Annotated in this window: 24 protein-coding genes; 11 read left to right on the plus strand and 13 right to left on the minus strand. The window is 43.9% G+C overall.

Features of this window, described 5'->3' with window-relative positions:
• Positions 1-5 precede the first annotated feature (5 nt).
• Genes UF05_RS14675 through UF05_RS14690 form a run of 4 tightly spaced genes read right to left on the minus strand, consistent with a single transcriptional unit; the run spans position 6 to position 4,405 of the window.
• The gene (locus tag UF05_RS14675; protein ID WP_079766678.1) at positions 6-1,052 is read right to left on the minus strand and encodes an NAD-dependent epimerase/dehydratase family protein; all 1,047 of its coding nucleotides are present in this window, start codon (positions 1,050-1,052) and stop codon (positions 6-8) included.
• The gene (locus tag UF05_RS14680) at positions 1,045-1,761 is read right to left on the minus strand and encodes an IspD/TarI family cytidylyltransferase (protein WP_005454982.1); all 717 of its coding nucleotides are present in this window, start codon (positions 1,759-1,761) and stop codon (positions 1,045-1,047) included. The genes UF05_RS14675 and UF05_RS14680 overlap by 8 nt, the downstream gene beginning before the upstream one ends.
• A gap of 9 nt (positions 1,762-1,770) precedes the next feature.
• Positions 1,771-2,910 carry a polysaccharide pyruvyl transferase family protein gene (locus tag UF05_RS14685; RefSeq protein WP_045545096.1) on the minus strand — a complete coding sequence of 380 codons (1,140 nt, stop codon included), beginning with the start codon at positions 2,908-2,910 and terminating at the stop codon, positions 1,771-1,773.
• A 4-nt stretch (positions 2,911-2,914) separates the two neighbouring features.
• Complete coding sequence (locus UF05_RS14690; RefSeq protein WP_045545095.1) at positions 2,915-4,405, minus strand: flippase; 1,491 nt, start codon at positions 4,403-4,405, stop codon at positions 2,915-2,917.
• A gap of 305 nt (positions 4,406-4,710) precedes the next feature.
• Here UF05_RS14690 and UF05_RS14695 point away from each other — a divergent pair, with 305 nt between their 5' ends.
• Positions 4,711-4,941: a glutaredoxin family protein gene (locus UF05_RS14695; protein WP_005454961.1), complete on the plus strand. Its 231-nt coding sequence runs from the start codon at positions 4,711-4,713 to the stop codon at positions 4,939-4,941.
• A 54-nt stretch (positions 4,942-4,995) separates the two neighbouring features.
• Here UF05_RS14695 and UF05_RS14700 read toward each other — a convergent pair whose 3' ends face one another.
• Positions 4,996-5,865, minus strand: coding sequence for a LysR family transcriptional regulator (locus tag UF05_RS14700; protein ID WP_029852156.1), 870 nt, complete (start codon positions 5,863-5,865; stop codon positions 4,996-4,998).
• A 106-nt stretch (positions 5,866-5,971) separates the two neighbouring features.
• On the opposite strand from UF05_RS14700, the gene UF05_RS14705 reads away from it, so the two are divergent.
• From UF05_RS14705 to UF05_RS14715, 3 genes are all read left to right on the plus strand, one after another.
• A complete protein-coding gene (locus UF05_RS14705; protein WP_017448620.1) occupies positions 5,972-7,195 on the plus strand; it encodes an MFS transporter in 1,224 nt (407 codons plus the stop codon).
• A gap of 50 nt (positions 7,196-7,245) precedes the next feature.
• Positions 7,246-7,827, plus strand: coding sequence for a DUF1415 domain-containing protein (locus tag UF05_RS14710; RefSeq protein WP_015296612.1), 582 nt, complete (start codon positions 7,246-7,248; stop codon positions 7,825-7,827).
• A 113-nt stretch (positions 7,828-7,940) separates the two neighbouring features.
• Positions 7,941-8,516 (plus strand): nucleoside triphosphate pyrophosphohydrolase family protein, encoded by a 576-nt coding sequence (locus UF05_RS14715; RefSeq protein ID WP_005454856.1) that lies wholly within the window; start codon positions 7,941-7,943, stop codon positions 8,514-8,516.
• 78 nt (positions 8,517-8,594) lie between these two features.
• Here the strand turns inward: UF05_RS14715 and btuD are convergent, their stop codons facing one another.
• From btuD to cobT, 8 genes are all read right to left on the minus strand, one after another.
• Positions 8,595-9,362, minus strand: coding sequence for a vitamin B12 ABC transporter ATP-binding protein BtuD (gene btuD / locus UF05_RS14720; protein WP_029801432.1), 768 nt, complete (start codon positions 9,360-9,362; stop codon positions 8,595-8,597).
• Entirely contained in the window at positions 9,349-10,344 is a 996-nt protein-coding gene (btuC, locus tag UF05_RS14725; protein WP_023667280.1) for a vitamin B12 ABC transporter permease BtuC, read from the minus strand. The genes btuD and btuC overlap by 14 nt, the downstream gene beginning before the upstream one ends.
• A gap of 82 nt (positions 10,345-10,426) precedes the next feature.
• On the minus strand, positions 10,427-11,455 hold the full coding sequence (locus tag UF05_RS14730) for a succinylglutamate desuccinylase (protein ID WP_020840491.1): 1,029 nt from the start codon (positions 11,453-11,455) through the stop codon (positions 10,427-10,429).
• Positions 11,456-11,885: 430 nt separating this feature from the next.
• Complete coding sequence (locus UF05_RS14735) at positions 11,886-13,685, minus strand: M3 family oligoendopeptidase (protein WP_020840489.1); 1,800 nt, start codon at positions 13,683-13,685, stop codon at positions 11,886-11,888.
• A 144-nt stretch (positions 13,686-13,829) separates the two neighbouring features.
• The gene (gene cobC / locus UF05_RS14740) at positions 13,830-14,444 is read right to left on the minus strand and encodes an alpha-ribazole phosphatase (RefSeq protein WP_005480583.1); all 615 of its coding nucleotides are present in this window, start codon (positions 14,442-14,444) and stop codon (positions 13,830-13,832) included.
• A 12-nt stretch (positions 14,445-14,456) separates the two neighbouring features.
• Positions 14,457-14,990 carry a bifunctional adenosylcobinamide kinase/adenosylcobinamide-phosphate guanylyltransferase gene (gene cobU, locus UF05_RS14745; RefSeq protein WP_045545094.1) on the minus strand — a complete coding sequence of 178 codons (534 nt, stop codon included), beginning with the start codon at positions 14,988-14,990 and terminating at the stop codon, positions 14,457-14,459.
• On the minus strand, positions 14,987-15,739 hold the full coding sequence (locus tag UF05_RS14750; RefSeq protein ID WP_045545113.1) for an adenosylcobinamide-GDP ribazoletransferase: 753 nt from the start codon (positions 15,737-15,739) through the stop codon (positions 14,987-14,989). The genes cobU and UF05_RS14750 overlap by 4 nt, the downstream gene beginning before the upstream one ends.
• 44 nt (positions 15,740-15,783) lie before the next feature.
• Positions 15,784-16,827 (minus strand): nicotinate-nucleotide--dimethylbenzimidazole phosphoribosyltransferase, encoded by a 1,044-nt coding sequence (cobT, locus tag UF05_RS14755; protein WP_045545093.1) that lies wholly within the window; start codon positions 16,825-16,827, stop codon positions 15,784-15,786.
• A 682-nt stretch (positions 16,828-17,509) separates the two neighbouring features.
• Between cobT and UF05_RS14760 the strand changes: the two genes are divergently transcribed.
• The 7 genes from UF05_RS14760 to purT all read left to right on the plus strand — a co-directional run bounded on the left by UF05_RS14760 (position 17,510) and on the right by purT (position 25,032).
• Positions 17,510-18,205: an NAD(P)H-binding protein gene (locus UF05_RS14760; protein ID WP_045545092.1), complete on the plus strand. Its 696-nt coding sequence runs from the start codon at positions 17,510-17,512 to the stop codon at positions 18,203-18,205.
• 192 nt (positions 18,206-18,397) lie between these two features.
• The gene (locus UF05_RS14765; RefSeq protein WP_020840484.1) at positions 18,398-19,771 is read left to right on the plus strand and encodes an L-cystine transporter; all 1,374 of its coding nucleotides are present in this window, start codon (positions 18,398-18,400) and stop codon (positions 19,769-19,771) included.
• Between the two features lie 155 nt (positions 19,772-19,926).
• Positions 19,927-21,348 (plus strand): exodeoxyribonuclease I, encoded by a 1,422-nt coding sequence (gene sbcB, locus UF05_RS14770; RefSeq protein ID WP_024702674.1) that lies wholly within the window; start codon positions 19,927-19,929, stop codon positions 21,346-21,348.
• A 55-nt stretch (positions 21,349-21,403) separates the two neighbouring features.
• Positions 21,404-21,778, plus strand: coding sequence for a CidA/LrgA family protein (locus UF05_RS14775; protein WP_005455074.1), 375 nt, complete (start codon positions 21,404-21,406; stop codon positions 21,776-21,778).
• 1 nt (position 21,779) lies between these two features.
• Positions 21,780-22,457, plus strand: a complete 678-nt coding sequence (locus UF05_RS14780) for an LrgB family protein (RefSeq protein WP_005454891.1) — start codon at positions 21,780-21,782, stop codon at positions 22,455-22,457.
• A 364-nt stretch (positions 22,458-22,821) separates the two neighbouring features.
• The gene (gene cdd / locus UF05_RS14785; protein ID WP_015296604.1) at positions 22,822-23,709 is read left to right on the plus strand and encodes a cytidine deaminase; all 888 of its coding nucleotides are present in this window, start codon (positions 22,822-22,824) and stop codon (positions 23,707-23,709) included.
• 147 nt (positions 23,710-23,856) lie between these two features.
• Complete coding sequence (gene purT / locus UF05_RS14790; RefSeq protein ID WP_025546268.1) at positions 23,857-25,032, plus strand: formate-dependent phosphoribosylglycinamide formyltransferase; 1,176 nt, start codon at positions 23,857-23,859, stop codon at positions 25,030-25,032.
• The last annotated feature ends 54 nt before the right edge of the window (positions 25,033-25,086 follow it).

Genomic DNA, 25,086 nt, shown 5'->3' on the forward strand with positions numbered 1-25,086 from the left:
TTAACTTACCTAATAAACTCGATGGTTTTCTCTAGACCAGATTTCAGATCAACCCTTGGCTTCCAGCTCAGAGCTTCAATTTTCTCCGTACACAACTTGGTTCTTTTATATTGACAATACGCATTGTCGTTAGATATTTCATGCTTAACAGAAGAAATGCCACCGCCTAGGTCCGAAAGGAGGTTTGCCAGTTGCAATATAGAAACTTCTTCCGTTTCATTGGCAATGTTGTACGCAGTATTTACCTCACCTTTTAACAACACCAAAAGCATTGCTGATACAGCATCTGTGACATAGCAAAATGAGCGCAGCGCACTTCCATCGCTTTTCAGCATTATTGGTTGATTATCTATCACGCAACCAACTAAATCTGACATCACGCGTCCATCATTTAGGAACATACCTGGCCCGTAAGAATGAGCGATTCGCACTGCAGTGAAAGGAACGTCATGCTGAATGGCGTAGCTTTGTAACAATGTCTCAGCCATTCTTTTACTCTCTGGGTAGCAAGATCTTGAGTCCAATGGGTCAAAGCTGCCAAAGTCCCTTTCGCGGATCAGCTCTTGACTCTCTAAGTTTCCATACACTTCACGAGTGGACATGAACAAAAAGTTTTTTACTCGTTTGTTTTTAACGAGCTCAAGCAAATTCATGGTTCCAACAACGTTGGCCTGAATAATCCCAACAGGATCATGTTTGATATGATATGGGCTTGCATTGCTCGCCGCATGAATAACGAAATCGACTTCGTCATCAAACTCAATCGGCTGGCAAACATCTTGGTAAAAACATTCAAATTCACCGGTCAGCTCACCAAATAAGTCTTGAACTTTCTGTTCACTACGGGCTAACAGCAAAACTCTGATGTTCAGTTGATCTTTTCTATTGAGATAAACAAAAAAGCGAACCATACAAGCTGCAAGCATTCCTGTCGCACCCGTAACAAGTACAGTTTTATTTCGCAACGAACCCCATGACTTTTGGCTCAAGTACAATTGCTCGTTATCATCACTGATGATGTTAATCCGATTATTTTTCATATAATTAACCAAAAACCTGTAGATTTTCCTGCGTATCGATTATTGCCTTAAAAATAAAGAAATCGATGGGTGACGTGATTTTAATGTTTTCAGAAATGCCAGAGACTAGGCGGACATCGTATCCGTACTTTGTCATCAACGAACATGAATCGATCGCTTCGGTGTAACAGTCCTCACGCGCTTGACGATGTACTTTAAGAATATCGCGCAAATAAAAGCTTTGTGGCGCTTTCGCTAATCGAGATAACGAACGATCGTGAACGTCTTTCACGACGTCTTCATTGTCGACAAGGACAAAGGTCTCTACTGGAGGACAAGTAGTGATCGCACTACCGTGACTTTTGACCGCTTCGATATTTCGGTTGATAATTTCGTCATTGATTAAAGGTCGAACGCCATCATGAATCAATACAACAGAGTTATGATCAAACTCTTCTTCTATCTTACATAAGCCGTTAAATATCGACTCCTGACCAGTTTCACCACCGGGAATAACAAACTTCACTTTCTGAATATCAAATTTGAACAACAGTTTGCGTAAATAATCGATCCACGGTTCAACGCAAACTACAACAATAGCATCAATGTTTTTGTTCTCTTCAAACTTCTCAAGTGTGTATATAATTACTGGCTTGTTATATAGCTCTAAAAACTGCTTCGGTTTAGTGCTGTTTTGCATTCGGGTTCCGACACCACCAGCAAAAATCAAGGCAACATTCATAATTCACTCCTAAATCATAGATATCATTTTGTTAATGCTAGTGTTCACCGTCTCTCTATATCGTTCATAGTGATTAGGTTCGTAACCTTCCGCGACAGACAGGGTTAAGCGATCAATGATCTCATTTGCATCAAAATCTTGATGAGAAAAGAAACGTTCTGGATAACCTATACACTCACCGAACATTTTGACTTTGTTGTTCCAAACAAGCCCTACAACCGGAACAGTCAACGAATAAGAAATAATGCAGGCATGAAGTCGAGCGGCAATTGTGCATTTAAATGTTGAAATAAGCTCAACCAGCTCTCTTGGCGTTTGTGGCTCAATAACGTTTAGTTGCTTCCCTAGATAGGTCTCCAGATCTTCTAGAATATCTACGTCGCTTTTCAAGCCATTAGTAAACAGCTGATAAGATTGCCCTCGAGCTTCCAGTTCTGAAATAAGCGAGGCATATAGCTCGATAACTTGCGTTCTATCCAGATCAATACCGTTATCTTTGAAGATCCTTGCACGCACCAATCCAAGCCCGACAACATCTCGCGATTTTTTCTGTACCCCATAAACTTCTGAGCTGAAAACTGCTGAATCTGCAACTTGAGCGGTTTTGATGTACCCGTTTTCTATGTAGCCATCATTGAGTAAGCTCAAATCATCACGTGTCGTAACCATTTTTATAGCACTATGATTCAGACTTTCTTTTAACAATCGACATTTGTAGTTGCTTTGGTCATAACCTTCGACGCCCACAGCGTTGAAAAAAATCGGGCATGGCTTATTCGCAACCGTGTCAACTAAAGCAGAAATATGCGCCCAACAATCTTGGTACTTAAACTTAATCATTCCTCCGCCTGCAAATACAATTGCAGACGCATCATTAAATTTATTTTTGTAATCTCGTTTATAACAGCCGACTTTATAATCAAACGATGAGCTAGAAGATAGTCTGCTTAAAATTTTATTTATTACTTTTCTTTTTAATTTTTTAAAACTATTAAATTCATTTGAATAATTTAGGTTAAACCTTTCAACAGAGAATTCATTATCTATAATATTCTTCTTTATAAGATATTCTGCACTATCTGCTATCACTTGATCACCAAGGTTTGTGTCATGTGTATAGCCAACCATCACCAACTTTTTCGCTGTCATGCTCTTATACCTTTAGTCTTATCATTTTCTTTTCTTCTACACCTAACACCAGCCAATACGTTAAAAAGCTAATCATCCCGAATGAAACCAAAGTGGTAGAAATAAACCTTAAAATACTTTGCTCGAAACTTATCGTTAGTAAAAACAATACGGCTATCGTTGGTATTAGTATTTGAAGCGCTTTGTTGATTACAAACAATATATATTTCTTAATGGATAACCCGGCTTTGATCTTGAGAAAAGCGAGCCTCATTCCACAAGAAACTACCTCCATAAAAATGGAAACAACGATAACGGTGTAAGGGGGATAACCTAACGATAGGAAAATATAGGCCAATGGCACAGTTAGCAGCAGCACTGACCCAATTGTTGACTGGTAAGCCTTTACGTCTCCGGTTGCTTGTATAGCCGTTTGAAGACCAACCGTCGTAAGGTTTACAAACGCAAGTACTAAAAATAGCTTGATAAAAGTCAGTACACCATCAGGATAATCTCCCAACCATATCGACAACATAAAATCTGTTTCAAAAAAGATCGGCAGCGCGATGACTGAGTAAAGCAACAAGCTAAAACGGCTTGCTAACATGGATAAGTGGAGCATTTCCTCCCTATTACCCTTACTTTCTGCCTTTACGATTCTTGGATTGAATGCTTTCATAATGTTAATGCTAAATTCCTTTAGCTTTCCATTTACTTGAACAGCAATGGCATAAACAGCATTGATATAAACGCCAAAGAAGTTATTGAGCACAACAGCTAAGCCTTGAACTCTAGCAACGCCACAAATGGCACCAAACGAGTTCCAACTCGTGAAGCCAATCATTTCTTTAAATAAGGCAATATCTAATTTGAAGTTTAGAAGGTTACATTCTTCATATTTAATCCGACAGTAAGCCACCTTCATAATAAGCATTGTCCAAGAAACTGAGACAAACAACGTTCCCAGAGCGACTAGTTGATTTTCAAAGAGGATAATCAAAAATGCCGAAATCAACTTAAGCAGTGATTCAAAAACACTAAACACAGCATCAATACCTAAATCTTCATTGGCATTAATTTGCGCATTAAATGGCACGGTTACTACAGATGCTAATACGCCGACAGCCATAACCTGGTATAAAGATTGGGCGGAAGAAACAACTGATACTGGTATGTTAATTAAATCTTCAAAAATAAAAGTTTGCAGCGAAAATAACAGTAAAAAAATAATCATAGCAACAACAATATGTAGCGATTTTGTGGTAGCAAAGACGCTAGTTCTTTTTTCTAACTGTTGGGTACTGTAAAAAGACAAATAACGCTGACTTGATGTTGTCATTGCTCCATTTAAAAACAGCATTAACGCCAAAACGCCGGCAATAAGGTTGAAAATACCGTAGCCTTCAATACCAAGTTGATGGAGTAAAACACGTACCATATACAGGTTAACTACGGTCGTAATTAGCATTTTAACGATCTGAAAAAGAGTATTTTTCGCGACCCGCTTCCCTGACATTTTCTCTTCCGAACTTAAAGTAAAACTCGACGTTTAAGTGAATTAGTTACAACAATTCATAAAAACATCATATCAATGCAACAATTAGCATTCAGATAGTAGATAAAAGGATATTTAAGTTCTATTGCTACAGGTACCAATCAAAGCGTTTGGTACTTTTTCCCAACCTTACGTTCTTTATTGGCATTACATTTTTATGACTTTCACTTTCCAAACCTCATTCTTTTACTCAACAAATCAAGTTCTGGAGAGTTGAAGAAGCATATAGTAGACTTCGCCTCCCAATGATAATGGAGAGAAATTCAATGAAACGTGTCGTTCTTTACGTCAAAGACAAATGCCCTCACTGCAAAGATGCTCAACGTTATCTTGATTCGAAAAACATTAATTACCGCCTTTGTAACGCGAAAATGCAACGTGGTCGTAAAGAGCTTGATGCACTTGGTGCTCGCTCTGTGCCTGTATTGAAGATTGGTGACCGAGTCATGATCGGTTGGAATCCGAAGAACTTCGAAAAGATGTACAGTGGCAGTTAATCGCCTATAAATGGATAGTGACAAGAGCTTCTGAAATAAGAAGCTCTTTTTGTATCAGACGTAACGTTTCACAAAATCAATAAACGTCCGATCTGCGATAGATAAATACCCTTCTTTTCGCCAAGCTAGTGCCAAATCGAGCGTTACTGGTGGATGAAACGGAATGCCAACAACCCCCTTCTCGTTTTGAGTAACAAGCTCAAGCAGGGCCGTAATGGCAAACTCCTGCCTGACGATGCTCAATATCAGAGGCAGCAAGTTGGTTTCAAAGGAAGATTTCATGCTGAAACCGTGCTCTTCACTGACATGGTCTAAGAATTCTCGATGAAAATATCCGTGCTGAAACATCACCAATTCATGCTCGAAAAACTCATCAAACGTTATGGCTTCGCGCTGCGCTAGCTCATGCTCGGGAGCAACAACGGCCACCATTTGGCTGCTGAACAAATGGTCCGTTTCTAGATCTTCAGGTACGTCGTCACAGCTGATCACTCCGATATCGAGTTGTCCATTGAGCAACATTCGACGAATAGACTGAGTGCCAGCCTCAACAAGCGTCAGTTTTAGATCGGGAAACTGACTCTTAAACGCCATCACGATGCGCGGGAAGAAGTAACTCCCCATCATAGAAGGCGTGCCGAGGCGAACTTCTCCTTTCGCTAAACCTTTTAGTTCATCAATAGCTAATTGTGCATCGTGCAGTTGTTGAATCACTCGCTGCGCGTGAATGAGTAAGGTTTCCCCCTCTTTCGTTAGGCTGATTTTCTTATCTTCACGACGAAACAACGTCACGCCGAGTGACTGTTCGAATTTTTTTATCGAAATGCTTAACGCTGGTTGCGCGATATGAAGTGCCTTAGCTGCGTGAGTGACATTGCCATGCTCAGCAACAGCCAGAAAATGTTTCAGTTGTCTCGATTCCATAAGATCAAAAATATATCGTATCCATATTTTTAATATATTTTTTTAATCCATATCCAACTGATAGATTGATCACAATCTCCCTTATTGCTCCTATCAGGCAGGAAACATGGTCAGCTTTGGTACTCCGGAATACAAACGCATTACGTTATCTCTGGCGCTTGGCTCTTTTTTGGTTTTTTCTAACCTATACCTTTTACAACCTATGCTGCCGACCTTCGCAACGCTGTTTTCCATTTCAGAAACGCAGGTTAACTGGTTGTTTGCTGCCTCAACGTTAGCGCTTTCATTCAGTTTGGTGCCAATGGCGGTCTTGTCCGAATCCATTGGTCGTAAGCCAGTCATGATGGTTGGCTTATTCTCTATTCCTGCCATTTCTGCGTTGATGCTACTCGGAGACTCATTTATATTTTTGGTGGCATGCCGAGCATTAATCGGAATCGCTTTAGCCGCATTTGCCGCTGTTGCCGTCGCATACATGGCAGAAGAACTTGATAAGCACGCATTTTCAATGGCCATTGGTACTTACATTGCAGCAAACTCATTAGGTGGTATCGCAGGACGTATTAGCGGCGGTTTGTTAGCAGATAACTTTAGTGTCGATGTCGCCATCGAAGTCATGATGGTTGTAACACTGATTGGCGTAATCTGCGTTCACTACTTACTGCCAAAACAACGCAACTTCACACCGTCATCCAGCAGCTTAAGGCACCAAAATCGCGCCATTATTGGTCACTTCCGAAATCAGCGGGTTTGGTTTGCAATGCTCATCGGCGGCCTTAACTTTGCGTTGTTCGTCAATCTTTACTCCGTGATGGGCTTTCGTTTGGTTAGCGCGCCGCACAACGTTCCGGTCGGTCTAGCATCGTTGATATTCATCTGTTATCTGGGAGGAACTTTTTCTTCTCGATGCGCAGGGCATTGGAGCAAACGTTACTCTTCTATTCTAGGTATGTTCTTAGGCGCTGTGGTTAGCATGGCAGGCATGTGGATTGCGGCTTTTGAGAGCCTCGCCGCTATGCTTATCGGTCTTCTGCTGATTAGTTTTGGCGCGTTTTTTACCCATACTTTGGCTTACGGCTGGGTAGGCCAAAACGCAACACAAGCAAAAGCAACCGCAACAGCTTTGTACTTGGTGCACTACTATGTTGGCGGAAGTTTAGGTGGTTTTTTATTGCTCTACTGTTGGCAACATGGCGGTTGGTCAACCGTACTGCTTGGCGGAAGCGTTTTGTATGCCGTGATGTTTGCTGCCATTGCCTACTTAAAACACATTTGTGAAAGCGTAGATACCGACAGCAACACTGATGTAGCAAGCTTGGGAAGAAGTTAATCGACTTCTCTGCTATGCTTGCGCCAAATTCATAAAAGCAAGAAAGTCGTATGCCAACGCGCTCAACACAAGAAACACCGAATACAGATATTAATGCGATCACGCAACAAGTCGATCAATGGCTTAATGATGTCGTGATTGGTCTGAATTTGTGTCCTTTCGCAGCAAAGCCGCAGCGTAACAAACAAATCAAGATTTTTGTCAGCGAAGCAACACAAGAAGAAGCGCTGCTTGAGGATATTCTGCTGCAACTTATTGAACTCAGCACCACCGAACCAGAAAAGCTGGAAACAACATTGGTCGTCGTACCTAACATGCTGCAAGATTTCTGGGACTACAACTTCTGCATCGATTGGGTTGAAGGACTGATCAAACAACAGGATTGGGAAGGTATATTCCAAGTGGCGACTTTTCATCCCGACTATTGCTTCGGTGGTGCAGCGCCAGAAGATGACGAGAACTTAACCAATCGATCACCATACCCAATCTTCCATCTTATACGAGAAGAGAGTATGGAAAAGGTGTTGAAGCACTACCCTGACCCTGAGTCTATTCCCGACACAAACATCGCGCGAGTTTCTGCTCTTTCAGAAGAAGAACGTAAAAAGCTCTTCCCTTATCTATTTCGTTAAGCCACAGTTTAGAACCTCAAGAGACGATTTCTAATCAGTTAGATTCTGATCTCTTGGGGATTAAAGTGCGGTTTGGTATCATTGCCCCTTCAATCGATTCAATGGACATTAGAATGCAACTGTCAAAGCTAACCCAAGAGATTTTTGATCACTTATACCGTGACATCACCGAGTTCCGTAGTACGTTCGACCTACCAGTCGCAGACGCTGCAAGCCTAGATGCACAAGCAGACACACTACACACCTCTTTGGCGATCGAAGAGCTAACAGAGCTAGCAGAAGCAGATTGTAAAACTGAACAAGCCGATGCGATTGTAGACAGCGTTTACGTTCTAATGGGTCGTCTAGTTCACCTTGGTCACAGCAAAGTAGAAGATAACCTAGCGATCAGCTACCTCATTGATCTTTTACTGAACGTTGCAGTAAACCGCGGAATCGACTTTATTCCTTGTTGGGACGAAGTTCATTCAAGCAACATGAGCAAAGTATGCCGCAATGAGCAAGAGTATACTGAGACCGAAGCCTTCTACGCAGAGCAAGGTATCAAGTTGATGGCTGTACAAAAAGGCGAATACATCATCGCAAAATGTGCACAAGACTTCGTGTCTGAAGGCAAAACCGTACGTAAAGGCAAAGTGCTCAAGTCGGTTTACTACCGTCCTGCGGACTTAAAACCGCTAACTCAATAAATACTTGGTTAAGTATTCAAGAAACAAAAAAACGACCTTATACGGGTCGTTTTTATTTTATCAGCACAAACCTAGGCTCTAATCGAAGATCAAATACGGTCTCTCGTCTATCATCACTTTTCTGACCTGAGTTTTGAACACTTCAGCGAGACCAGTCTCGGAAAGCACCTCATCCGCCCTGCCCGACGCATGCAACACACCATTACTGAGCAATAACACTTTGTCGGCATGTTTAAGGGTGCGATTCAAATCATGATTCGCCACGAGCACGCTAATACCTTGCGCCGCGATAGCATTGATTAACTGATACAACAAACCTTCTTGAGCGATGTCGAGCGGAGCGGCTGGCTCATCTAAAATCAACAACTGCGAGTATGGATTTATCGTTCTCCACACTTGTAAGCATACACCCGCTAAGCGTACGCGTTGCCACTCGCCTCCTGATAGCGTTTGAATGCTGCGGTGCAACTTATCTTGCAGTTGGACGAGCTCGACCACCATATTAACGGCATCACGAACTTTACCATCAGTGATCGCAGTGCCACTTGGCAAGGACAACGCAAGATATTGAAAAACATCGACGTTAAACGCAGGTCTAGATTGCTGACATAAGTAACCGCGAACATGAGCTTGTTCCGACAAAGATAACGTAAGCAAGTTTTTGTCGTCCACATGAACTTCACCGCTCGCTCCATCTCTGCCAGTTAATGTGCCAGAAATCGCTGCGAGTAACGTACTCTTACCAGAGCCGTTTGGTCCGACAACGTGGACGACTTCGCCAGCTTTGCATTCAAATGAAAGTGGCAGCAAACGACTTCCAACCGCTATATGCTTAACGCGCATCATGACTCTTCACCAACATCCAAATGAAAATAGGCGCACCGATAGAAGTCGTCATCACACCTAAAGGCAGTTCTGCGGAATCCAGCAATAGTCGCGCACCAATATCTGCAAAAACAAGCAAAGCTGCGCCAGATATTGCCGACAGTGGCAACAAGTAACGGTTTTCTGTGCCAAACGCTAATCGCAGCAAATGCGGAACCACCAAGCCAACAAAGCTAATGATGCCACCTAATGCGACGGAGCAACCAACCAACACTGAGATGGCTAAAATCAACTTCCAGCGCATCTGATGAACATCGACACCGAGTTGAGTGGCATGAATCTCTCCAAGCATTAACTTATCGAGCGGTTTACCTTGGCAACATAGCCAAACTAGAACAGGGAACATGACTAATGTTACCGTGTGCTGATACCAACTCGCGCCACCAATGCTCCCCATAAGCCAGTACATTAGCTGGCGTAGGCTTAAATCGTCACTGAAGTAAAAAGCCCATGTCACGATGGCACTGGATAAAATACCCAACGCGACACCGACTAACAGTAAACGCGCTGTCGTGAGATGCATCGCCCGAGCAATACCAACCAATATCAGCGTGAACAACATCGAGCCAGCTATCGCCGCAAGCATAAAGATCATAGGCGTTGGCAGCACAGGCAATGCAAACATCACCAAAACCATCGCCAAACTTGCACCACCAGAAATGCCAAGCACGCCCGGCTCTGCCAGCACATTCCCCAACAAAACTTGTAGTGTGGCACCAGATACGGCCAATGCAGCTCCTATCATTGCTGCTGCGACCAATCTTGGCAGACGCAAATCCAGTAATAGCTTTTGCTCAAATACAGAGAGGGATTGAAAAGGAGAAAGGAAAACCTCCCCGACCATCAAATGAATAGTAGAGAGTAAAACGAGTACGACTGACATAATCACGAGATTACGCTGCCAGCGTCGCTCCTTGTTCAAGATAAGTTGTTGAAAATCCATAGTGGCCGATAAAAACAAACGAGGCTTAACCTTACAGTTAAGCCTCGGTAGATTGCAATTAACTTCTAAGAGTAATGTTGGATTAATCGTAAACCAACTCACCCTCTTCAAAACGCGTTTTCACTTCACAAACCATCAGTGCGGCACGTTGACCAATAGCAACATGACGATTTGGGAAGACAATCGCTTCGTTGTCATTTTTAGCCATCAGAGGCTTGTCGCCATCATGACCAAAGACTTCACCATGAACAAACGAAGTAAAATTCTCCACGTTGTCGTCAAACATGAAATCGAAATCATCATGCAAGCGGACGATAGTGCGACTTACGCGATATTTAATACACGGTTTCGATAAGTGCTCTGGCTGAGCTTCTGCAATCAAATTACGCAGAGCCAAGTCAAATGCCGTTAATCTGTCCAGAGCGTTTTCACCAATTCTAGCGACGCGGCCAAGCTCCATCGTTAGCGCTTGTGCACCGTAATTCTCAGCACTGTACCAACTGAACGTACTTGATGGTGAATTGGATAACAACACAGCTTCAATATGCGCACTATCGAGAAAATCCACCAACGCTTTGCTGCGAACTGGGTGGCGCGTTTTTGGGCTTACCGCAAACGTGTAATGTTTCGAACCACGAATAGCACAATGCAAATCCAGGTGCCAACGCGTTTTTGGTTCTGTATCTTGATAGAAATCTCGCACCAACAGTTTCAGCGTATCAGCAATCGCCAGTTCTTTCGTTGGTTCGTGCTCTTTGTCATCGAATAGACGATTGAGGTTTTCTTCTAGGAATCGTGTATGCGCCAGAGTTGACTCAGGGTGAGCAATAATGAATAGGCAACGTGCATCGACTTTCTGGAATCCAGATTCGATGTCTTTAATGATCGAATCCACCAGCTCCATCGGTGCGGTTTCATCCCCGTGAATACCACAAGAGATGATGATGTTCTTCGTTTCCTGAGTCGGGTTTTCAGGAATGACTTCTAGCACACCACGCTGATAGAGTTTGAGTTGTACGCCGTTTGATAGCACCTGCTCCGCTGGCGCTACATCAATATGAACATCTAACGTGTCAGTTAAAAACGATTGGCGAAAGAGAGACTTCGTCATGCGTTACTCCTTAATAGCACGGCGGGCATGTTAATAAATTGTACAAAGGATTTTTGTTGCTGCGATCTCACTTATGAGTAGAAACCGTTAAATTTATCAAAAATCCGATACCCATTTGCGCCATGCACTCAAATCAAGCATTGAGGCGTTTATTTTTTAAACAATTACAAAGTGTTAGGGCTGTGAACTTTACCACAGCCTTCTGTAAGATCATTATGATTTGATCAAGTTTGAGTGTCTGTTAACCTTTTGAGCCGATTTTTTCGGCGGTGTGCGGGTTCTTTATACAATACATAGCCATTTGCTTTGTCACTGTTTCTATGAACAAACAGCTATGCGAACCAAAGAAACCGCCAGTACCACCAAATAGTTCGAACTGAAGCCCTATCCGAGCAAGATTCATCGACTAGGGTCCACAGAACTCAACCTCCTATTGGCTACGCTGCGCAAGTAGGCGTTCAAACTCATCGACTTTGTAGCGTACAAGCTCCACGCTTTGTTGCCAGAAGTCTGGTTTGGTTAAGTCCATCAATAGATGTTTTTCAACCACCTCTTCTGCCATCATGTTGCCAGTATCACGCAGTAAATTAACGTAATCAATGTAGAAGTTTTCACCTTTAGCTTCACGTTGCGCATAAATGCCTTTACTGAACAAGAAGCCGAATAGATACGGATAGTTATAGAAACTCACATCGGCAATCGAGAAGTGCAGCTTACTTGCCCAAAAATAGGGGTCAGCTTCACTCATCACGTCTCCGTACCAATCTTTCCACGTTTCTGACATCAGATTACAGAAATCCTGAGCGGTTAATTCCCCCTCCTGACGACGTTCGTAGAATGCTTTTTCAAACTCGTATCGAACAGGAATATTGATCATTAACGCCAGCGCAGAAGACAGCTCTTCCCAAAGCATTTCGAGTTTGTCGTCCACACTTTCTGCTTTCGAGATCAAATGATCGCGTACGATATTCTCTGCAAAAATAGATGCGGTTTCTGCAAGTGTCATTGGGTAGTAAGTTTGGCAAAGCGGCAGATCTCGAATAACCCAGTTATGGAAGGCATGACCAAGTTCGTGAGCCAATGTCATCAAATCAGAACGGCTACCACTCCACGTCATGAATACCAACGGTGTGCGCGTGGCTGGTAGTTTAGTGCAGTACGCCCCCAAACGTTTATTGGCATTTGGCGCGGCATCAATCCAACCGTTTTGAACCATTAAACGCACAAACTCAGACATCTCTGGGTTGACGGTTTCAAACGCTTCGCAAATCACATCGATTGCTTCATTGAAATCGTAGACTTTAGCATCACCGCTTAATGCAGGCATTGCAGCAAGGTGGTTCCACGGCTTCATCTCATCCAAACCGTGCACTTGCGCCATCAATTTACCGGCTTTTTGACCAATATCACGACTGTCCTTCGCCACTTTCATCATGGCAGCCAAGGTTTCAGATTGAATGCGGCTACCGTACAAACTTGGATCTAAAAAGTGTACTTCTCGCTTAGTCGAGCGCTTTTTGTTTTCAGTTAAACGCCAGCCTGCAAGTGCATTTAAAATCGCAGCGAAAGACTCTTGGTGCGTTTCCATTGCTTTTTGGACGCCACGCCATGCCGCTTCTTGGCGGTCAAACTCTGAACCGTAAAGGATACTTGCAGCTTGGGAGAAACCGAGCTCTTCAGTAGTGCCATCAGCATGGTCTAACGTAACCTTTAACGAACCCGTCAAGTTGTCGTACAAATTGCCCCACGCAGATTTTCCGTCCACACTCATCGCAGCTAAAAGCTTCTCTTCTTCCATACTCAAGCGCGTATCTGCCAGTTTTCTCGACTCCATAATAGAGAAAGCTTGACCGCTGATGTCTGGATTTTCGTGATCGAGAACGCGAGCAATGAACTCATCATCTGCATGCGTTAAGGTAAGTTCGAAAGCACTAAACGCTTGAGACAATTCAGAGAAAATACGCATCATACGGCCAGAAAGCGCTTTCGCTTCGGCGTTAGTAGCGTTCACTGATGAGTAGCAATTTGCGAAGTTGTAGACCGTGCCCGCCAAGCGACTTGCTGCTTCGTTGGTCAGAATGGCATTTTGCATCACTTCAACATTTTCACAATCTTGCGATTGCTTATTCAGCAGGTCAATACATTGCTCAACAAGTGCGATATCGTCTTGAATTCGAGGGTCGGCAAGGTCGTTGTAAACGATGGATAAGTCCCAACTAGGAGTGGTCATTTTTTAGAGTTCCTTTTGATGTAATCGAATCGGTCTTTCCTCTTCCTCCTAACAAAATAGGATCTAGAAAGCCGATTTCTTCCATGACTAGGGCTGCTTTTCTTCCTTGATTTGTTTCGCGTTGAAGGCCAACAGCGCCTGATTTTAATCTTCTACAAGAGGCACGCCTATTGAACGAACTGAGGCGTAAATTTGGTCATCAATAGTAATTGTTATATGAGTGACTGAGGCATTTCCTATCGCCAATGTCGAATACCATTGAGGATTGCGCCAATCCACGCCCAAAACATGAGCGAGAATTATTCGAATTACGCCACCATGCGTGACAATTAACAAGTTGTCATTGATATCGTTAATGATTTGAGACCAAGCGCGACTAACGCGCTGAGAAAATGTGCTTAAGCTCTCGGCATTAGGCAACGAATGGTGAGCGGGTGATTGCCAAAAGGCATCGAGTTTTTTCCAATGTTCAGTAAGCAAATCAAATGGCATGCCATCGAAGTCACCAAAGTCCATTTCTTGCAGATCGTCTTCGGTGGTCATTGGCAACAATTGTTGCTCAGCTAATATTTGCGCCAAATCGTGACAACGAGAAAGCGGCGACGATATTATCCCCGCTACGTCGTATCCTTTGGTTTTCCAAGCCATGGCGATTTGCTGCTGCTCGGCCTCTTTCACTTTGAGATCAGTCTGACCATGTAAGCCAGGCGCTGCGTCTACTTTTCCATGACGCATAAGATAGATATTGAGCGTTTTCATTCCCTTCGTATCCTATTCTTTAAGAACCAATGGCAACCCTGCCGCAACAAACGTTACTCGAGAGCATACTTGAGCAAGTTGTTGATTCATGCGCCCTGCATTATCAACAAAATAGCGGCTCACAGCACCCAGCGGCACGATGCCCATTCCCACCTCGTTAGAGACAAAAATCAGTGTCGCGCGAGAATTTTCAACCGCTTGAATGAGCTTTTCTATCTCTTGTTCTAATGACTCGTTACTGCAGACTTCACCTAGCTCAAAAATCCAGTTGTTCAGCCACAACGTTAAGCAATCAATCAATACAACGTCATTAGCATCAAAATGAGCAAGTAAATCAGGAAGTCGAAGGTGGCATTCGTGTTCATGCCACCCTTCCCCACGTTGAGCTTGATGATGCTTAATCCGCTCTCGCATCTCATCATCAAATGGCAACGCAGTAGCGACATAATGTAATGACTTGTTCTGCTTTGCGGACAACTGTCTTGCGGTTTGTTCAGCAAGTTTCGACTTTCCTGAACGAGCACCACCGAGAATTAACTGCTTCATATATTTTGATAAAACGCGATTAGAGTAAGGTAAACCAAGAGTTCAGAAAGCTGCTGCGCTGCACCTAAGCAATCGCCAGTAAAACCGCCAATGCGCTTAGTCAGCCAACGTTTGAATGCAAATCGAAATGCAAACAAAACGATGACGATAAATGATGTCTGCATTACCCCGAGAAAGAGCGAAACCACGCCCGCAGTAAACAGCAAAATGGCAACTTCAGACGAGGACTGCTTGTTCGCAAGCGGCTTGCTTTTCGAGGTGTCACTGTCACTCACATAAGGCATGTCGTAAATTAGCGTTGCAGCGAGGGCACGACTCGTGGTGTAGGCCACAACAATAACGAGCCAAAAATCAGGCAAATGAACCAACTCGCTCCAAAGGACAAACTTAGCCAACAACGCCATCACTAATGTTGCGGCGCCATAAGTCCCGATGCGGCTGTCCTTCATGATAGAAAGACGACGTTCAACCGTCATACCGCCGCCAATGCCATCCGCCATATCAGTCAAACCATCTTCGTGAAAAGCACCGGTGAGCAACAGGCTGAACGCCATGGTTAATACAATAGCAACAGAATCAGGGAAAATAAGTTGAGTGAAGTAGAACACAAGCGCGCAAAGCACACCAAGAATCACACCAACCAAGGCAAAATATCGCCCGGCTTGGTTCATGCGCTCTTCGCTGTAAGGTAAATCAGTCGGCACTGGTAAGCGACTAAAAAAGCTCACTGCCAAGAGGAATAGCTCCATTTGATAGCGTAGCGTTGCTTGTCGTGAACTTTTTGACTCAGACACTAAACCGTTACTCCTGCACTCTCAAAACTGGCCATTTTATTATAGAACTGCGCAGCGGCCTTCAATAGCGGCAATGCCAACGCAGCACCTGTTCCTTCACCGAGGCGGAGCCCTAAATCCAGCAAAGGTTCGGCTTTTAATGACTCCAATACAAACTTGTGTCCGTTTTCTTCTGAACGATGTGCAAACAGCATGTAATCACGTGTTTCTTCGTCTAGTAACGTGGCAACATACGCCGCGACAGAGACAATAAAACCATCGACAAGCACTGGCGTTTTTAAACGCTTCGCCTCAAGGAACGCCCCGACCATCTGTACGATTTCAAATCCACCAACTTGCGATAATACGGCTTTGGCGTCTAGACCTCGACAACGACTTACCCCTTGAGCAACCAACTTTAACTTTCGGCTCAACTGCTCTGAGTTGATGCCCGTACCAAGACCAACACAGTGGTTTACCTCAAGCGGGCTGAGTGCCGCCAATAATGCGGAAGCCGAGCTGGTGTTTCCAATGCCCATCTCGCCAAACATCAGTAAGTTAGAGCCTGAATAGATGGTGCTTTGCGCCACTCTTGCACCATATTCCAAACCAAGCGCCACTTGTTCAGAAGACATCGCCGCTTGCTTTGAAAAATTGGCAGTGCCATTTCCTAAACGCTGCTCAATTAAATTCGGATGAGATTTAAACTCAGGAACCATGACTTCGATTGGCGCAAGCATACCGCAGTCAATCACTTTGAATTCGATTTGGTATACATCGCAAAAGCAGTTAATTGCAGCACCTCCAGCAAGGAAGTTTGCAACCATTTGCTGGGTAACTTCACTCGGTGCGATGCTAATGCCTTCTTTTGCAACACCATGGTCGCCAGCAAACACCAACATCGTTGGCTTGCGAATAACAATCTCTTCAACGGCTTGTGCTTGATCTTGGCTTTGAATCAACGCTAACTGCAATGCGACTTTTTCTAGCAACCCTAGAGCACCTAAGGGTTTGGTTTTGTTATCAATGCGCGTTTGAATATCTGCGGAAAAAGAGCAATCCATGTTTGGTATTCCTTCAAGTAATTGGTGTTCGTTCGATAGAAACGTTGTCTACAGTTGCGTATGCATTACGACGAGACAAGATAAAAGGCTGACGACGAATGAGAGAATAAGTGTACGCCTCTTTCATTCTATTTCATCTGATTTTCTCTTTTTGCTGATGTTTTTAGCATTCCGACTGTCATATTGATAAGAATATTATTCTAGGTAGCTGTTTTTACATAAATAGAAAAGTGATACGAATACATATCACCTGGATATCCGGCACAAAAAAAACAAGCCCATACAACCAAATAAACCATTGAAATATATAACCAAAAAACAAAACAAAGTGACTAAAACCAAGCATTTATAACATGTCTAACACCTAATAAACTCAAAGACTGGCACAACAAATGCTTGAATTAATTCGTCCCAATAAAATGGAGAGAACTATGTTTGCCAATCAAAGTCGTCGCCCTGCTAAGAGAAGCAAGCCCAAACCGCAGCGCAAAACCCGGCGCTCAATTCCCTTATCACTCTCCTGAGCCTAAGACCCGTAAATAACGGGTCTTTTTTTAACATGCGATATCGAGCTCGCCACTGCACAAATTTGATGGAGAGTTGCGGCTTATTCTTGCTCTTTCAGCGTGTTGGCATAAGCTACTAATGCCTAAGCACTTGTTCTCTAAAGAGGAAGCATTCAATGACAAACGATGTCAACACTTGCGTCATCATCGCTGGCGCAACTGGGTTAGTCGGCAGCAAAGTGGCCGAAAACCTCATTGCTCAGTCAGGTATTTCTCATTTGTACTCCCTCTCCAGACGCCCACTTAAAGACATTTATGACCCAACAAACAAGATCATTCCAATCATTGATGCAGAGCTCACTATTCATCAATGGGATGAAAATCAAACAACGCCCGATATAGGTTTCATTTGTTTGGGCACGACTCTCAAGCAAGCAGGCAGTAAAGAAAACCTACGTAAAGTCGATGTCGAACTGGTCACTTCGGTCGCACAGCAAATGAAAATGGTCGGCGTAAAACGCCTTGCCGTGGTGTCTAGTTTAGGTGCCAATCGTTCCTCTCCTTCTCACTATCTTGCTTGCAAAGGACAAATGGAGCAGAACATTGAAAAAATGGGATTTGATGAAATGGTGTTTGTGCGTCCTGGCCCTTTAGTTGGTGAACGCGATCACCCGCGAAGTGATGAAAAGCTTGTTCAAGCTTTATTCAAAGTCATTCGCCCACTTATGATAGGGAAATTATCTAACTTTCTACCGATTAAAGCCGAAGAAGTGGCCAAAGCGATGATTTATCAAGTTTACAGTTATCAGGAAAATTCGGTTGTTTATCTACAAAGAAAAGAAATGCTCGACCTACTGCATCATTACGACTAGTCATTTTGCTTAAAAATCACGCTAAACAGTAAGTTCACGAGATTTATCTCTCATTTTTATATTCATTTTAGATCTATCTAATACCTGTTTGTCATTTTTAAAGTTATATCCTGAGCGTTATCTTACGGTATCAGTATATAACCCCGTATAAAAAACAGTCGGCGTTTCACGCCAGATTGATAAGGTCAGATTATGGATTTTGCAGTGATAGCCTCTCTTGCCGTGTTTATAGGCATATTATTCTTTCTTTTTACCCAGCAACAAAAACAGAACACCCTTTCTCGTCTCGTTTTAATTGGTCTTGTTACTGGCTCTCTATTTGGCTTGGCTCTTCAGCTTATTCACGGTGAAGGCAGCGACGTCATTTCGAAAACACTAGAATGGGTTGGTATTGTTGGTAGCGGCTATGTCGGCTTGCTAAAAATGGTGATCATGCCACTTGTGTTGGTTTCGATGATTTCTGCGGTAGTAAAACTGGAGAAAGGCGGATCACTTGGCAAAATATCTGGTCTGACGATTTCTGTGTTGCTTGTCACCACAGCAATTTCGGCTTTGATCGGTATTCTTGTTACTTCTGCGTTTGGTCTGTCAGCAGAAGGGCTAACTGAAGGCGCTCGTGAAACGGCTCGAATTGCGGTTCTTGAAAGCCGAGCGGGTACAGTAAGCGATCTAACCATTCCACAAATGCTAGTAAGCTTTATTCCGACAAACCCATTTGCAGACTTAACGGGAGCACGCTCAACCTCAATCATTGCTGTTGTCATTTTTGGTGTACTAACTGGTATTGCAGCTCGCAAAGTAATGATAGAAAAAGAGGAATTGGAATCACCAATTCGCACGTTTGTTGAAGCGGCTCAATCTATCGTTATGCGCTTAGTAAAAATGATCATGGCGCTTACACCTTACGGTATTGCTGCATTGATGGCGAAAGTGGTTGCGACCTCAAATGCATCCGACATCCTAAACCTACTTGGTTTTATCGTCGCGTCATACGTCGCTATTGGTTTGATGTTTGTTGTGCACGGCATTTTGGTTTCATTCGTTGGCGTTAGCCCTGTTGAATACTTCAAGAAAATTTGGCCTGTATTGACGTTTGCGTTTACATCTCGCAGTTCGGCGGCAACCATCCCATTGAATATTGAGGCGCAAGTAACCAAGCTCAATGTGCCACCAGCGATCGCGAACCTATCTGCTTCTTTCGGTGCAACAATTGGTCAGAATGGTTGTGCGGGTATCTACCCTGCGATGCTAGCTGTGATGGTAGCCCCAACAATGGGTATTAACCCACTAGACGTAAACTTCATTCTTTCTCTGATTGCGATCATTACTATCAGTTCGTTTGGTATTGCGGGCGTTGGTGGCGGCGCAACATTTGCGGCATTGATTGTTCTTCCAGCAATGGGCTTGCCTGTAACGATCGCTGCACTTTTGATCTCAATTGAACCTCTGATTGATATGGCTCGTACTGCGCTGAACGTTTCTGGCTCAATGACGGCAGGCACCATTGCAAGCCGAGTGTTGAAGTCCTCAGAAGCTGAAACGGCTTTTGAAGAAACGAAAGCCTAATCCTTATTTGCTGCCTAAGCAGACAAATGCAAAACTTCAAGCCGGTGGTTCGCCATCGGCTTTTTCATTTTCACAACTTCACCTTGCATCTTTCGTTGCTAGTCAAGGCGTTGAATGGTCTAATACTCTTATCGGTTCCGTAAACGGTAAGCAGAATGCACCAAGATAATCAGCCCACTTTTTTCTTCTTTGACTACGAGACTTGGGGTACAAATCCCGCGAAAGATCGTCCAAGCCAATTTGCTGGTGTTCGCACAGATGAAAACTTCAATATCATCGGCGAACCTCTGGTGATGTACTGCCAGCTTCCTGCTGATTATCTACCTTCTCCGGAAGCTGCATTAATTACGGGTATTACGCCACAAAAGGCGATGCAAGAAGGTCTATCCGAGCCTGAGTTCATTGCTAAGATTCACGCCGAGTTATCGAAACCCAAAACCACCAGCCTAGGCTACAACAGCATTCGTTTTGATGACGAAGTGACGCGTTACACCTGTTATCGCAACTTTATCGACCCATACGCGTGGAGCTGGCAAAACGGCAACTCGCGTTGGGATTTGCTCGATGTATTGCGAGCATGCCATGCGTTGCGTCCTGAAGGCGTAGAATGGCCAGAGAATGAAGACGGCTTCACCAGTTTCAAGTTAGAACATTTATCGGTTAAAAATGGCATTGAGCACAGTAATGCGCACGACGCGATGGCTGACGTTATCGCAACGATTGAGATGGCTAAGAAAGTCAAAGCCGCGCAGCCAAAACTGTTCGATTACTTCTTCTCTATGCGCCATAAACGTAAGCTGAATGAACTGGTTGATATTGTAAACATGACACCGCTGATGCATGTCTCAGGCATGTTAGGTCGCGAACGCCAATACACCAGCTGGATTGTGCCTGTCGCGTGGCATCCAACGAATAACAATGCGGTTATTACGATTGATTTAGCCAAAGATCCGCAGCCAATTCTTGAACTTTCAACCGAAGAGTTGCACGAACGTCTCTACACCAAGCGTGAAGACCTCGGCGACCTACTACCCGTACCGGTGAAACTGGTTCACCTCAATAAGTGCCCTATTTTAGCACCAGCGAAAACGTTGACGGCGGAAAACGCAGAAAACATCGGTATTGATCGTCAGAAGTGTCTCGATAATTTGGCACTACTTCGCCAGCACCCTGAGATTCGAGAAAAACTAATCGGCTTGTTCTCTATCGAGCGTCAATTTGAAAAAAGCGATGATGTGGACACTCAACTTTACGATGGCTTCTTCTCTCCAGCCGACCGTGCAGCGATGGATATTATCCGCGAAACCGATCCAAACAATCTTGCTGCCTTAGATATCGAGTTTGACGATAAACGCATCAAACCGCTGCTATTCAGATACCGTGCTCGTAACTTCCCAGGCACTCTCGATGAGCAAGAGCAACGACGCTGGGCACTTCATTGCCGAGAGGTATTTGAAAGCCAAATCGAAGAGTATATGCTGAATTTAGAAAACTTAGTTCACGAACATGAAAGTGACGAAAAGAAGATTGCAATATTAAAATCCGTTTACCGTTATGTAGAGAGCCTAGCCTCCTAATTTCTACTTATCCAAGCGCACCTTATGGTGTGCTTGTCGTTTATATGCTGTCAAAATGATAAAAGATCGATTCTTACAACTGATCCAACTGCTCATCTCCCTCTTCCTCATCATGGGAGCACTTGGCATCGGAATTACTATTCAAAAATTCACTGGCGTTTCTGTTCCCGGAAGTGTCATCGGTATGCTTGTACTGTTTTTCTCCATGACACTTGGCCTTGTCAAAGTGGATTGGGTCAAACCGGGCGCAACGCTATTCATTCGCTACATGATCTTACTCTTTGTCCCAATCAGTGTGGGACTCATGCAGCACTTCGATATGCTACTTGCGAATGCATTGCCAATCATAGCTAGTGCAGTCGGTGGTTCACTCATTGTCTTGGTCAGCCTTGCTTGGCTACTGGACTACTTGCTAAAGGAGAAACATTAATATGTGGTTAATTGTCACTATTGTCGTTTTCCTGATTGCTCGCCAAATCGCAATTAAGATCAACAGCCCACTTGCAAACCCTTTGTTGATCAGTATTGCAGTACTGATTCCTTTATTAACGTACCTCAATGTACCGTTTGAGACATACTACGCCGACAACGAAGGCATCAGCTTTTTACTACAACCAGCTGTTGTAGCGTTGGCTTACCCTTTGTACGAGCAACTTCCTCAAATCAAAGCCAACTGGCGAATCATCACGTTTGCTTGTACGCTCGGTAGTATTATGTCAATGGCAACCACAACCCTCATCGCCGTTGCATTTAAAGCTGACATCAGTTTAATCGCGAGCCTAGTAGGTAAGTCAGTGACCACTCCGATTGCAATGGAAATCTCAAGCCACCTTGGTGGCGAAGCGGCAGTCGCTGCAATCTTAGTACTGATCGTAGGTCTTCTTGGCGCTATTTTGGCGTACCCAATCTACAACCTAATCGGCATTAAGCATCCAATTGCTCGTGGTTTGACGATGGGCACAGTATCGCACGCGCTGGGTACTGCGACTTGCGCAGAGAAACAACCTGGCGACGCTGCATTTTCATCGTTAGCGTTGGTGCTATGCGGCATCATTACCTCCATTCTAGCTCCGAGCTTTTTTGGTTTAGCAGTCTGGCTATATCAATAAGTCATTGTGACGGTCTGTCCTCCTTCCGACAGGCCGTCACTTTCCTTTTCTCATCGTAGTACGCTGTTGAAAACGCTTTTCGCTACAAAGCACGCTTCCCATCTAACGTGTCCCAACAAGATTCATAACTAAACGCTATCTTTCGCTACTAACATATTTTCATCACTTGGGTATATGAATATCCATTGATATAGTTATTTATGAGACGAAGTTAACGCTCAACACGATTGCAATCGAATACATGTGTGAGCTCACTCTAATTATGTAACAGAAATATCAATTGCATTATTTAACGTGATCCAAAGCACGGAACATTTCTCTCCTTTGCATAGAATAACTGTCCATGCAATAACAAGGATTCAACATGAAAAGTCGCATTGAACAGGCGCTAGCAAGCGCTCCTGAAGCACTTTCAAAACAACTTGCTCCTATCGTCCTAGCCGACGATTTTGATGCTACTCTTTCAGCGCAGCAGTTTGAGCAATTGCTTTCAGCTACCAGCCTATCAGATAAAGAGCTGCGTGTTGCTCTACTTCCTTTTGCCGCTGCATATTCTTACGCTCCTATTTCTGAGTTCTATGTTGGTGCAATTGTTCGCGGCTTGTCTGGCCGTCTGTACTTTGGTGCAAACATGGAGTTCTTTGGTGTTCAGTTAGGCCAAACTGTTCACGCAGAACAATCTGCAATTAGCCACGCTTGGATGAAAGGCGAACACGGTGTCAAAGACATCACCATCAACTTTAGCCCTTGTGGTCACTGCCGCCAGTTCATGAACGAACTGTCGACTGCTAAAGAGTTGAAAGTTCAGCTACCTGAGCGCGACGAAAAGTCATTACATGAATACTTACCAGAAGCTTTTGGTCCAGCAGACCTTGGTATTGAGTCTGGTTTGATGGCCGAAGTAAAACACCAATTTGTGTGTGATGATGAAGACGCATTGATTCAACAAGCCGTCGAAGCGATGAACATGAGCCATGCGCCGTATACCAATAACCTCAGTGGTTTGGCATTAGAGCTCGCGAACGGTCGTGTGTTTAAAGGTGCTTATGCAGAAAACGCCGCATTTAACCCAAGCCTTCCACCGCTACAAGTAGCACTGATTCAAGTGTTGTTGGCAGGCGAAACCTTCGACAGCATTAAGGCTGCCGCTCTAGTGGAAAACTCTAAGGGGAAAATCAGTCACCTAGCAGACACACAGTCTACGTTAGAAGCGTTAAACCCAGATATTCCAGTCAGTTTTGTTAACGTATAAAATTCACTAATATGTCATTAAAAGCTCTACAACATGTAGAGCTTTTTTATTGGCAAAAAACCACAAGCAAACGTTTGCTTCGCAATGAAAAATCAGTATGATCCCCTGCAATTTCTGTCTCATCACTTTATTTTGTAAGGGAACACTATGTTCGGTACTGCAACCAGCGCAAATGCTACCCGTGTATTACTATTAGGCTCTGGTGAGCTTGGTAAAGAAGTGGCAATTGAATGCCAACGACTAGGTCTAGAAGTGATTGCTTGTGACCGTTATGCAGACGCACCTGCGATGCAAGTCGCTCATCGTAGCTACGTGCTTGATATGTTGGATGGTAAGGCTCTAGAAGAGATCATAAACAAAGAGCAGCCAGCTTACGTTGTTCCAGAAATAGAAGCTATCGCGACCGATAAACTTGTCGAGCTTGAAGAGAAGGGCTTGAATGTTGTGCCAACTGCGAAAGCGACCAAGCTAACAATGAACCGTGAAGGTATTCGTCGCTTAGCCGCAGAAGAGCTAGACCTATCCACCTCCCCTTATCGATTTGCAGACAACTACGATGACTTTAAAGCCGCAGTAGAGCACGTAGGTATCCCATGTGTGGTCAAACCTGTCATGAGTTCATCTGGCAAGGGACAGAGTGTCATCAAAACGGAAGACGATATTGAAAAAGCATGGGACTACGCACAAGAAGGCGGCCGAACTGGCGCAGGTCGAGTCATCGTTGAAGGCTTTATCGATTTTGATTACGAGATTACTTTGTTGACCGTTAGAGCAGTGGACGGTGTTCACTTCTGCGCGCCAATTGGTCACCGTCAAGAAGATGGTGATTACCGTGAATCATGGCAGCCACAAACAATGTCGGAAAATGCAATCAAAGCAGCAGAGTACACGGCAGAGAAAGTCGTAAACGCTTTAGGTGGGTACGGTATTTTCGGCGTAGAGCTCTTTGTTAAAGGTGACAAGGTTATTTTCAATGAAGTGTCTCCTCGTCCGCATGACACTGGCATGGTTACGATGATTTCTCAAGAAATGTCCGAATTTGCTCTTCATGTTCGCGCATTTACTGGAATGCCGATTAACAAAATCGTTCAGTATGGCCCTTCTGCATCAGCGGTGATCCTAGGTCAAGGCACATCAACGGACATTCGTTTCGACAACCTTGCGAAGGCTTTAGCGCAACCTCAAACTCAAGTGCGCTTATTTGGCAAACCAGAAATCGATGGTCGTCGTCGTTTGGGTGTCGTGTTAACTCGCCGTAAAACTATTGAAGAGTCTGTTCAAGACGCGGTCGAAAACGCAAAGAAAGTAAAAATCGTTTACTAATCTTTGAGTTCTCAACAATCAAAAAAAGCGCAGCTTTATATCGCTGCGCTTTTC

It is taken from the genome of Vibrio sp. S457-15 (assembly GCF_000960545.1).
GTDB classification, from domain to species: domain Bacteria; phylum Pseudomonadota; class Gammaproteobacteria; order Enterobacterales; family Vibrionaceae; genus Vibrio; species Vibrio parahaemolyticus.